The organism is Sulfidibacter corallicola (genome assembly GCF_017498545.1).
In the GTDB taxonomy this organism is placed as follows: domain Bacteria; phylum Acidobacteriota; class Holophagae; order Acanthopleuribacterales; family Acanthopleuribacteraceae; genus Sulfidibacter; species Sulfidibacter corallicola.
The window spans coordinates 630355-642956 of sequence record NZ_CP071793.1; the positions used below are offsets into that span (position 1 = coordinate 630355).

Below are 12602 nucleotides of genomic sequence, written 5' to 3' on the forward strand. Positions count from 1 at the left end.
TTTTAGCGGGAGTGGGATGCCGATGTGCGCTTGACGGCGGTTTGGCGGGCGCGCGCCTCGAGCTTCATGGCTTGGTCGAGATCGAGTTCACCTCGGGCCAGGCGTTGCAGTGTCTTGAGCGCCTCGTCGGCCTCCGCGCCGGGTTTGTCGGTTGCCGCCGATTCGGCGCAAATCAAAGCGGTCAGAGCGGCAAGGTGACTGTGGTCAAAAAGAACCGTCGTTTTCAGGCGCAGCCCCATTTGCTCATTGAGGCGACGAACGAGGCGAACCCCCAAAATGGAACCGAGCCCGTAGGCCGAAAACGCCTGGTTCGGCCGAATTTCGTCGGGCGCTATTTCGAGTAACTCGGCGACCAAATTGCGAATCTCCTGTTCAACCTGTGCCCATTTGGTTTCGTGCGGGTCTTCCGATTGGCAATGGGTGTTGCCGGCGGGGGACGGGGGCTTTGCGGCAGCAAAGGCGACGGCGGCCGTGGCTGCCGGTTCCGTTGATAATGCGGTCGCGTCGGTCGGCGCAAAGGGTTGGGTCGCCGGGGGCTTTCCGAGGTTGGGCGAGGCGCCGTCCGTGGGTGCGGTCACGATGGGCGCGTTCGAGATCGGGCCGAGTGTTGCCAAGGCGCGCGGCTCGGCCTTGATGGCAATCGCTTGGTGCACGCCGTCGGCCAGCAAATTTTCGAACAGGGTCAAACCTTCCGAGTCCTCGATTGAACCGACGCCCCATTCGGCAAAGCGACGGCGGTGGTCTTCCGTTGCGACCGAGCCGGTGTTGCCCCAGTAGCCCCAGTTGAGCGTCAGGGTGTGCCGTCCCAAATGACGGTGCAGGTAATGGGCAAAAGCGTCTTTAAAGGTGCAGCCGGCGGCGTAATTCCCCTGACCGAGGTTGCCGCTGAACCCATTTGCCGACGAGAAAAAGGCCAGGAAATCGAGCGGCATGTCGCTCAAAGCCTGTGTGAGGTTCAGGGTTGCGCGTGCCTTGACATCGAGGACCCGACCCAACTGCGCCGCGTCCAAACCCGCGACGATGCCGTCGTCAAGAACCAGCGCCGAATGGATGACGCCGTGAATCGTGCCGAACGCTCGGCAGGCCCTGGTGACCGCCGTGTGCATTTGTTCGGCGCTACAGGCGTCGGCTTGGAGGTAAATTGCGCGTCCGCCCAGCCGTTCCAACTCGCGACAGATTTCGTCTCGGTCGGGTTCGCGGGCAGAGCGACCCAACAACACCAAATGCGCTCGGTAGCGTTCGGCCAAACGCCGCGCCAGTGCGAGACCCAAACCGCCGGCGCCGCCCAAGATCAGATAGACACCGCCCTCGCGAAAAGGATTGGCAGCGGCGTTCGTTGGCGAGATGGGGTGCAGTGATTGGCGATAACTTCGTCCCCGGCGCAGGGCCCACTGCTCGTTGTTGGCGATGCCGGGCGCTTCGATCAGGGCTTTGGCGGCTTCCTCGGGGTGTTCTTGAAGCGCGGATGCTTCCAAGTCGAGACAGGCAACCTGCCAACTGTCTTGTTCCTTGGCCACACTTTTAAGCAGACCGGGCAGGGCCCCGGCTTTAGGATCGACCGGATCCTCCTGCGTGATTGCGTAGAGGTTGGCCGTCGCCGCCGCCAGGCGCAGTGACCGGCAGTCGTGACCCTGTTCCACCAAGGCTTTGACCAAAGCCTGCAGGGCATAAACGCCATTGCGTTCGGCTGCTTCGAGGTCGGCCGTTTGACAACCGACGCGACCGGCTTCGCTCAGGCCGCCGAGAAAGTAGACCGCATCGAGGGATGAATTGAGGATGGATTGGTCGGCAAAATTCGGCCGGCTGGTTGGCCGCGCCAGTGGGCCCGCCGCCTGAAGCTCGATGGTCACCGTGTCCGGTCCGAGACGGTTGGCCAGAGCCGCGGCCAACCGTTGAGCGCGCGCTGGGTAAATGATTAACGTCTGTCCTCGAGAATGGGGTTGCGGCGGGAACGGTCGAGGTTCCCAACGCGGTTCGAGGATGACCAGCGGTGGCTCCGTGGCGGCGGTTTCCCGTATGCCGGAACCCGCGGTGTCGTCTCTGTTTGGTTCTAGCCGGCTCGACCCATTGCCTGGCGCGGTTTTGGCCGCGAATTGCCTTGCATCCATGGCCGTTGAGGGTTGCGGCTGTGCTTCGATCGCTCGATGCGTTTTGCCGGAACTTTGTGGTTCCGTCGTCGCGGTTCTAGTCGGCTGGTGCGGTGGCAGGGAATTCAGGGCACTTGTGGTCCAATGATGGTCCAACCAGCAGCGGTGTTTGCGGAAAACCAATCCGGGGAGTGAGCATGGCTGTGCCGGCTGTGACCAGCGAGCCGCCCAATCGACCGCATGGCCAGACAACCAAAAACGGCGCAAGGTTTCGAGATCGGCGTCGTTTGGCGGCGGGTCTTCGATTCGGGGCGCTGGTTCGACCGATTCCGGTTCGCACAAGTGATAACCAATCGGGTTGTGCGCGCGATGGGATCCGACTTCGGGACCCTGTTCGGCAAAGAGGGACAGCCACACGGCGGCCTGGTCCAATGCGTCGCACAGGAAGGCGATGCGCGCCGCAAACGGCTCGCGCCCGTTTTGAAGTGTCCAGGTCACCCGCTCGATCGGCGGTTGATCGCGGGTTAAGGTGGTGGCGAGGGTGGCCGCGGTTTGCTGCAAATTGGCGAGGTTCGGTGCCGACAGCACCCACAATTGCCATGGGCCGCGCGGTGCCTTTTCCGGGATGGTTGGCGCTTCTTCGACGACCAGGTGGGCGTTCATACCGCCCGCCCCAAAGGCGCTTATGCCGGCGCGCCGTGGTTGCGGCCGGCCGTCGCGCTGCTGGGCCGGCCAAGGCGCAGTCGTCAACTGTGGGCGAAAAGGCGTTGTCTTGAAATCGACTTCTTCGGACGGTTGGGAGGCGTGCAGCGTCGGCACGTAGGTGCGTTGTTCCATCATCAGGACGACCTTGCTAAGGGCGGCCAGACCCGAGGCCGATTCCAAATGACCGATGTTCGATTTGACCGAACCAATGGGAATCTCGTTCCGGGGTTGCGCGCCGTGGCGCCGGTAGGCGCGGGTCAAACCGGCCAATTCGACGGCGTCGCCAAGCGGCGCCCCGGTCGCTTGGGCCTCGATATAAGAAATGTCGGAGGGTTCGATGCCAGCTTGATCCAAGGCACGGCTGACGAGGTCAGCTTGGGCAGCGGCGTCGGGGGTCATGTAATGGCCGGGCTTGCAGCCTGTTGCAACCGCCGAAGCGCGAATCACGGCGCGAATTCGGTCGCCGTCGGCAAGTGCGCGGTCGCTTGGCTTGAGCAGCACGGCGCCAATCCCTTCACCCAACACGAAACCGTCGGCGTGGCGGCCAAACGCGCGCGAATGACCGTCGACGGAAAGCGAGCCAGCTTCGCCGAGCAGGCCGAAATGACTGGGATGCAGAATCAGGTTGACGCCGCCGGCAACGGCGAGATCGCAGTCGCCGGAGCGCAGGCTTTGGCAGGCCAGGTGAAGCGCCGTCAGTGCCGCCGAACAGGCAGTATCGACCGCCAGCGAAGGTCCGTTGAACCGGAAAAAGTGGGAGACGCGGTTGGCAATCGAGGAGTGAATCGAAATGGCCGAAGGTGTGGCACCCTGGCTCAAATCCTGGGCACCGAGCCATTCGTAATCGCGGTTCATGACACCGACGAACACACCCACCCGTTGACCACGGTCCGTCAATTGGTCGCGGGTCACACCGGCATCTTCCAGGGCGTGCCATACCTCTTGCATGAACAGGCGCTCCTGGGGATCGAGGGCGCGCGCTTCGACCCGCGAAAGGTTGAAAAACAGGGGATCGAACTCGGCGACCCCTTCGATAAAGCAGCCTTGCCGCGCAAATGGGGCTGTTTCGCTGTTGTGGTATTGACGACTGTCCCAGCGGTCGGCGGGAATGTCCGTCACGGCCTCGTAACCTCCTTGCAACTGCTTCCAAAACTGCACCAGATTCTCGGCTTGGGGATATCGACCGGCCATGCCGATGACGGCGATCGGTTCATGTGGCGCTTTGGCCGTCGCTGGTTGGTGCTTGGCATCGGCAAGCACGGTTGTGGGTGCGGCCTGGCCGGACGCGCTCGCGGCACCGGCGACCGCGCCTAGATCGCACTTTTTTTCGGAGACCGGGACGGCCGGCGATTCGGTGTGGGCTTGTCCAGTCAACGCGCATCCCAATCGCTCCCGGAGCGCCGATGCGTGGTGTTCCAGGAAGAAAGCCGTCAGCGCGTCGATGGTGTCGTGCTCGAACAGAACATTCGCGGGTAGGCGTACGAGTTCGCGGTCGAAGGCTTTGACAATATCGAGACTGACCAAGGAATCGACGCCGTAGCGTTCCAGCGCCGTCGCATCGTCCAGATGGCGCTCGGGCACTTTGAGGACGCCGGAGATCACCTGGCGAACGCGTCGACGCAGCGCCGCTGCCAGGCCGGCCTCGGTTGCTTGCGCGGGCTCCGGACTTGGGGCGGTGCGGGTGGTCGCACTTTGAAGAGGCGGCGCCGCGGCGGCGGGCGCAGGTGCTTGGCGCATCGGATGGGACGGTGCGCTGCCGCGACGTGCAATCAAAATGCTTTGCGGCGCGGCTTCATCGGCGAGCGGACGCCAGCCCGGTCCATGGACGACACAGTCGGTGAAGCCGGCTTCCGCTAACAGGGCGCGCCATTGGCGAACGTCCAACAGGGGTGAAAACGGCAAACGCCTTGCGCCGTCTTCGTAGAGCCACCAACCGTCAGTCAGGCCGTAGGTGAGTGTGGCGAAATCGGCTTGGGCGGTCAGCTCGTTGATAAACAGCAAGCCGTCGCTTTTGAGCAATTGAGCCAAATGATCGGCGGTGGATCCCATGTTCGCCGTGGCGTGCAGGACGTTGGTCGCCAAAACCATGTCGAACGAGGCCGGTTCATAACCTTGTTCGAATGGGTTGCGGCTAATGTCCAGCTTTGAAAAGCGGACGAAACGATAATCATTACCGAAGCGCGCCGCCGCGGCCCGCGTGAAGCCGGGCGAAAGATCGCTGTAAACGTATTCGATGCGGTCGGCATGGGGTGCCAACGCCGCCAGGACAAAAACACTGGTGCCGCCGGTGCCGGCGCCTACTTCCAGAATTCGCAGCGGTCGTGGCGATCGATGGGCAACGGCGGCGGCAATGCCGCGCGCCATGGTCGCGTTGAAAAAGTCGGCCTCGCGGTTGCCTCGATAAATCGCTTCCACCAAGTGACTCGAGCCGTCCGGGAAGAGGACGTCCACTGCATCGCGTTCGCCGCGCAAAACCGCCGGATAGGCGCACAGGCATTGCCACAACAGTGCCAGATGGGGTTCGATCATCGGATGGCGTCGTTCCAGTGCTTGTTTGCGCTGTGCCTGGTGCATCAAGGGTAACGCCGGCGGCATTTCGGCCACCAGCCAACCTTCGCCGCATTGCTGCAGGGTTCCGGCCCGTTGCAACATATCGAGCAAGGCATCGCCCAGCCGTTCGAAATGGGGGATCAAGCCCAGTTCGGCAAAAATTTGGCGACGTTGCCACACCTGGCCGGATTTCAGAGTCCATCCCATTTCGGCCAAGACACTTCGCAGGCTGTCGACCGCAAATTGATTGAGGGCGTCGTTGACTGCGGTCAACTCGGACGGTGCCAGGGCCGGGGGTAAATCGGCGGCAACCGCTGCCGCAACTTGTGCCGGTTTGAGGTTGTCGCCGTCGTCTTCCGTTCCGCTGGTCAGCGGCCGCACGTGCAGCCCTTCGAAGTACACTAAGGGTTGCGCCTGGTCGTCGTGTAGGCTGACGTCAAAACAGAGCTCGCCCCGTAAACGGACCGAAGCCCAGGCGCGGGTCGGTAGCGGTTGCAGCCAGTGAACGGCGTCGATGGTATAGGGAACCAGGGTCACGGCCCGGCGGTTGCGACGTGGGGAGCGCAGGCCCATGACGGCTTGCAATGCGGCGTCGGCCAAGGCGATGAATTGGTAGGCCGTCGCGCATCGTGGGTCCTGCCCGGTTGCTTGCGTCGGGTCAAACACCAATCGCGCCAGGGCTTGTTCTTCATCGGGCCACAATTGTTGCAGTGCACTGTAAAGGGGACCGTACGCAACGCCGATGCTTGCGAAGTCGGCGCGGATCCGGTCGCCGTCGCAGGGGGGGGACGACATCGTTTCGACAGGTATCGGCGCCTTGATTGGCGGTTCCATACTGCTGTCGAGCACTGCTTGGCACAGGGGTCGTTCGGGATTGTCGGCGAAACAGAAGCTCAGGTTTTGTGTACCGTTCGCACCCGTCGAATTTCGCTGGATCAGGGTTGAACCGTGCTCGTCCACCCATGCCGGATTGAGGAAAACCACATCGCGCAAATGCAATGGACGCCAGGCTTTGGTTGTGGTGTTCACCTGCTTCGCCCAGGCGATATAGGCCACGGCGGGAAGCATCGGCCGACCACCGACGCGATGGTCGACCGCAACCGGGTCGCCGGCCGCGATAAACCATTGCGCGTCATCCGCCGTGGCAGCCGGGGATTGGGCCGCCGTACCGAAATCGACGTCAACCCAATAGTGTTGTTTGGCGAAGGGGTAGGTTGGCAGAGCGACACGGCGCAGGTCGGTTTCGTCGTGGACGGCGGACCAATCGAGTGGGTAACCCTTGACGTAGAGATCGGCCAAAACCGCCAAAGCTTTTTGGCGAAGGTCGTGTTGGTCGTTTGCCGCTTTCAGTTGGGCGAGGGTGATTTCGACCAGGGCCGCCTGCGCCGGTTCGGAACGGAACCGCGCCGGTTCATGCCGACCTTGGTATTGCTGTCCCACGCCATGAGCCAGGGCCGCTTTTAGCTCGGCCCTATCGCGTGCGCAAACCGCTAAACGGACCCCGAAATGATTGCGGCCGACTGCCAAAGTGTAGGCGACACAAGCCAATTCCAGTTGCTCGGTCGATTCGTCCAACCAAGCGGCATATTGTTGACGCAAACGTGCCAGTCCCTCGCGATCGGGGGCGGAGAAACAGAATAACCGCAGCCGCGAAGGTCGCATGTCGGTCGATTTTGATTCAGCCGCGCCGGTATTTACCGCCGCTTCACCTCGAGGTGCACGCAAAACCACGTGGGCGTTGGTTCCGCTAAAACCGAACGAGCTGACCGCCGCAAGATGGCCGCCGTGGCGGTTGGCGGGCCAAACACGGCATTCGGTGGGGACCGTGAAGGGACCCTTGTCGAAGGGAATCAAGGGGTTGAGCTCGTTGAGGTGCAGCGAAGGCACCAGGGTGCGGTGTTTCAAGCAGAGGATTGCTTTGAGGAAACCGGCGATGCCAGCCGCCGCCAAGGTATGACCGATATTGGTTTTGACCGAGCCCAGCGCGACCGATTGGGGCTGGGTGACACCGCTAAAGGCTTCGGTAAGCGCTTCAATCTCGATTGGATCTCCAAGCTTGGTACCGGTCCCGTGGGTTTCCACGAAACCGATGTCGACGGGATCGATGCCAGCTTGGCGATAGACACGACGCAGCAGCGCACTTTGGGCCGTCGCGCTTGGCGCGGTGATCCCGTTGGTTTTGCCGTCTTGGTTGACGCCGCCGGCGCAGATCACGGCATGGATCACGTTGCCGTCTCGTTGCGCCGCCTCGAGCGGCTTGAGCCACACCGCGCCGACGCCTTCACCGGGCACAAAACCATCGGCCGAAGCATCGAAGGTGCGGCAGCGGCCGTTGGGCGAGAGCATGCCGGCTTGGCTGGTTTCAACAAGGAACGAGGGGGTTGACATGACCGACACGCCGCCGGCCAGGGCCGTCTCACAGGTGCCCGACCACAAGCTTGCGCAAGCCTGGTGAATGGCCACCAGGCCGGCCGAGCAACCGGTGTTGATCGCCAAGCTTGGACCACGCAAATTGAGCCGGTAACTGATTCGCGCCGCCAGAATGGCTTCGCTGTTGCCGAGGAATCCGCCGGCGGCGAGTGGACGACCGCTGCGTTCGAGCAAACGGCGGTAGTCGGCGAAATTGAAACCGACAAATACGCCGCAGTTGGTGCCCGCCAACATGTCGGGTGCGTAGCCACCGTTTTCGAATGCGTGCCAGGCCTCTTCGAGGAACAGTCGTTGTTGCGGATCCATCAATTCCGCTTCTTTGGGCGCGATGTGGAAAAACAGGGGATCGAAACAAGCGACGTCGTCGATCAACGCCGCCCATTTGCTGTAGCTGCGATTCACCAGGGTGCGGTCGGGATGGTAATAGCTGTCTAACGGCCAGCGCCGGCAGACGCGCACCGCGTCGTGACCACTGACCAAATTGTGCCAAAACCGGTTGAGGTCCGGCGCATCGGGGAAGCGGCCGGCCATACCGATCACGGCAATGTCACGATCGGTTTTTGCCGGTGTGGGGATGGGCTCGGGGCGTGTCGTGGTGATGAGGGGCGTGGCGCCGCTCACCTGTCGTTCGGCCTTGGCAGCCCCGGCAAGGCCCTGAGGCGCCCTGGTTTGATGGGGAACGGCCTCACCAGAACGGGCGGCAGTGCTGGAACAGGTCTCATTTGCCGCTGGCGATGGCTGGCCGAATTGTGGGTGCCGGGCGAGGATATGGCGGCTCAGTTCGGCGACATCGCTGTAATTGAACAGATCCGTCGAGCTCAACGACAGTTGGAGTCGGCTGTTCAATTTGTCGATAATTTCGATCGTTAAAATCGAGTCGATACCAAAGTCGGCGAACGCGGTTGCCGTGTCCAACTCAGCGGCGGCGACTTCCAACACTTCGGCCAGTATCTGCAAAACCGCATCCTCCGTTTGATGAAGGTCGCGGGTTGCCTCTGCTTGCCGCATGGTGGCCGCCACGTGGGCGGGCGGCGTGGATTGGCTGGGCTGGGCCGGGTCCTGCACCGATCCCACGGCGGGGTTATCGCTTGTTTTTTCTGCCATCACGGGTGCGGTTTTGATCTCGTCGGCGGATGGGTTTGGTAACCACATCCAACCGTCGGAGGCCGAGATCATGACCGACTGGCGATTGGCGCCGGCCAAGTCTTCACGATGACCCAACTGCTGCATATCGCCGAAACCGGCTTCGTAGAGCAAGTCTTGCCAGCCCGAGACGTCCGTCAAGGGGCTGTTTTTGAGGCGAAGCTCGCGGTCTTTGAAGAGCCACCAGCCGTCGAACAAGCCGAACGTCAGGCTGAGGTATTCCAGCGCCGCCACCGCTTCGTTGACGATGAGCCATCCGCCGCGTTTGAGCAGCGTTTTGCAGTGGCGCAGCGTGGCGCGCAAGTCGGGGGTTGCGTGCAAAACGTTGGTGGCCGTCACCAGGTCACAGGAGCCGGGCGTGAAACCCTGTTCGGCCACCGGTTTTGAGATATCGAGCACGTCGCATGTCACAAAAGGGAAACGCGCGCTGAAGTGTCGTTGCCCGTGTCGTACGAATTTGGGCCCAATATCGGTGTAGTGGTAGCGAACGCGTTCGCCAAACGGTGCCAATGCCTCGAGAATCAATGCGCTGGTCCCGCCGGTGCCGGCCCCGATTTCAAGCAATACCAAAGGTTTGGCCGGGTTTTGCCTCTCCAGGGCGTCGGCGACGACGTTGCGAATCGACCAGGCGACCAGGCGGTTGTAAAAATGAGCCGCGTCACTGTCGCGGTAAACGCCTTCGACCAAGTGGGTCGAACCTTGGGGAAACAGGACTTCGGTAGCCTGGCGTTGTCCCGACCAGATGTCGAACAGGCCGGCAGCGGCGGCCGTCACCAAATCGAACCAGGCCGCGGCGCCGCTGTTCTTCTTTTGGGCGCGTTGCTTTTCCTCGTCGATTCGCTCGGCATGGTTCCAGATATCCAAGGTTTGCGTGTGTGGTGCGGCGCGTAAATGGTTTCCTTCGCTGTTGAGGTAACCGGCATCGCGCAAGAGCTGGATTGCAACTTCAAACGACGGACGGTGTTTGGCGGTAACCTGAAGTTGATCCGCAATCGTCGCGACGGTGCAATCCCCGTGACTCCCAGCAAAGAATCCGGCCTGGCGGAAACGCGACCACAGTAATTGCAACGAAAAATCGCGAATCAATTCGTGGGCGCGGGTGAAACGGGTCACATCGGCATCGTCGAGCCGGGGCCGGTCGAGGAACCTGTCGAGCTGGTCGGGCTGCGGGAGGACGCTCGCGATGGCCGGAAAGCCGCGATGTTGATCGCGACAGCCTAAAGTGGCCAGCAGTGCCGGCTCGGCGGCAAAGGCTATGATTTGACGCTGTGGTGTCGCCAGGGCGGCCTCGACGGCGGCTAAACCCTGCGCCGCGTTTAGCGGCCGAATGCCCCTTGCCAAGATATGTTCGTGGTAGCGGTTGTCGCGGGCCAATCCGATACCCGCCCAGTATCCCCAATTCAGCGTTTTCACGGGGAAGGGCAGCCGACTTGCCGCGGCGTCGGCGAGCGCGTCGGCGGCCACGCAGGCCGCGGCATAGTTACTGGAACCGATGCTGCCGCCAAAGGCTTGAGCCGAGGAGAAAAAAATAAGGAAATCGAGCTCGAGATCGCCGCAGGTTTCGATCAAGTGGCGCGTTCCGACCAGTTTGGGTTGCATGGCGTTTAGCCAGGGTTCAAGTTCGACCGAGGCCAGCAAACCACCGTGGAGGGCTGCCACTGAAACGAAGACACCGTTGAGCGGTCGGGCGGTCAAGGTTTGTCGCAGGGTTTCAAATTGGCCGGGGTCGGCAATATCGAGACGCTGGTAAACGGCCTCGCCGCCGAGTTCTTTCAGCTTGGTTTTGAGCTCTTGAATTTCTTCGTCTTCCGTGCGGCGGCCCACCAAGGTCAAGTGCGCGCGGTAGTGTTGTGCAAGGTGTTGTGCCACAATCGTTCCAATACCGCCGCAGCCGCCGATGAGCAGATAATGTCCACCTTGGCGCAAGCGCGACGAGCCTTGGACAGGAGTAATCGGAGCTAATTCGCGCCGATAGCGCCAGCGGCCACGCAGCGCGAGTAGGCTTTCACCCGCCGGTTCGGCCGCCGACCACAGCGTCGCTGGGTCGAGTGTCTCGGTCTGGGTTGGGTCGATATCGATGCAGCGCAATTGCCAGTTCGGGAACTCCTTGCGCAGCACATTCATCAAACCGTGAATACCGGCGGGCGAAGCGGTGCCGGGCTCACCAGGCAGTCGCAGGGCGCCGACGCTGATCGCCAGCACTTGCCACGATTGGTTTTCGCCCTGGTTTCGCGCGCGAGCGCGCAGGATGCGGGCCAGGTCGCCAAGACAGGTTTCATCGTGACAGGCCGATGGTTCATCGCTCGTCGCCAGGTAAACCAACCGCTCCGATTGGGCGATTCGTGCGTTCAACGTCGACGCGTCCAACTCGGTCGGGTTAACCACCTCGACCTGTGTTGGTCCAGCGACCCAATCGTCGAGCAATCGGTTGGCACCGCGATCACCTCGGAAGAGACAAAGCGTGCGCGGTGTCGTTGGCGTTGGCGTTGGAATCGGGACGGTTTGGCGGCGCCATTGGACGGTATAAAGGAGGTCTTCGCATGCCTGAACCTCGCTTGGCGAAGCTGCCCGGCTCGGTGGCGTGCCGGGGCGTGCCGTCACGCTGTCGCTGAACCAATAATCGTCGCCGGCGAATGGATAAAGCGGCAGTGGCACGCGGTGCGGCCGGTCGGGGTAAAGCGCGGCGGTTGGCAAATCGTAGCCGGCCACCCAGAATCGGGCTAACTTGGTCCACTCACCGGCGTCAATCCAACGGCGCACCAAATCGGCGCCGTCGAGACCTTCGAGCAACAAGGTCGTTAATGGGTCTGGTTCACCAACTTGACCGAAAATGGTGGCCACATCCTGCTCTCCCGCCAGGAAGGACCGCAGTCGATGCAACAGTTGATCCCAGCTATCGCAAACGACGGCCAATCGCATAGCCATGGGTTCGCGGCCTTGGTGGGCGGTGAATGCGGCCGCGCGAAGCGGTGGCCGTGCTGCAGGGTCAGCGAACGTACGGCACCATTCTTCGACCAGACGTCGTAGCGCCGTTCTGTCGCGTGACGACACCATCACCAAACAAGGACCCTTTGCTTCCCCATTTGCCGATCGTTGTGGTGGTTCCTCCAAAATCAGGTGGGCATTGGTGCCGCCGAAGCCGAACGAACTCACGCCGGCGCGGCGCGGCAGGCCGGCCCCAGGTGTTTGCCAGGGCGTATGTTCGGTCACAACGTAAAACGGATGATCCGTTTCCGTCAGGCCCAGATAGGGATTGGCTTGCTGGAAGTGCAGCGTCGCCGGTAGGGTGCGATGCTCGAGCGAAAGCAGGACTTTGACCACGCCGGCGACCCCGGAAGCGGCTTCGAGGTGACCGATGTAGGTTTTGACCGTGCTGAGTCCGCAATAACGTGCCCGAGGCTGATCGTCGGGCGACGACGCGGCAAAGGCGCGCTTGAGTCCGTTGACTTCGACCGGGTCGCCCAATTCGGTACCGGTACCATGGGTTTCCACATAACTCAGGCTGTGCGGTGAAATCCCGGCATCGGTGCAGGCGCGCCGAACCAGGTCGGCTTGTGCGGCAGCGTTGGGTGCCGTGAACGATTGGGCGCGTCCGCCGTGGTTGACGGCGCAGCCACGAATCACGGCGTGGATCGTATCGCCGTCGGTCATGGCCTGGTCCAACGGTTTGAGCAGTAAAAGGGCGAC

Annotated in this window: 1 protein-coding gene (running past one end of the window); it reads right to left on the reverse strand. The window is 62.1% G+C overall.

Annotation, left to right across the window (positions count from 1 at the left end):
* Positions 1–2 precede the first annotated feature (2 nt).
* Positions 3–12602, reverse strand: partial view of an SDR family NAD(P)-dependent oxidoreductase gene (locus J3U87_RS01920; protein WP_237381333.1) — the end only. Its footprint extends 22767 nt past the window's final position; the window shows 12600 of its 35367 coding nt (coding positions 22768–35367); the start codon falls outside the window, past its right edge; the stop codon is at positions 3–5.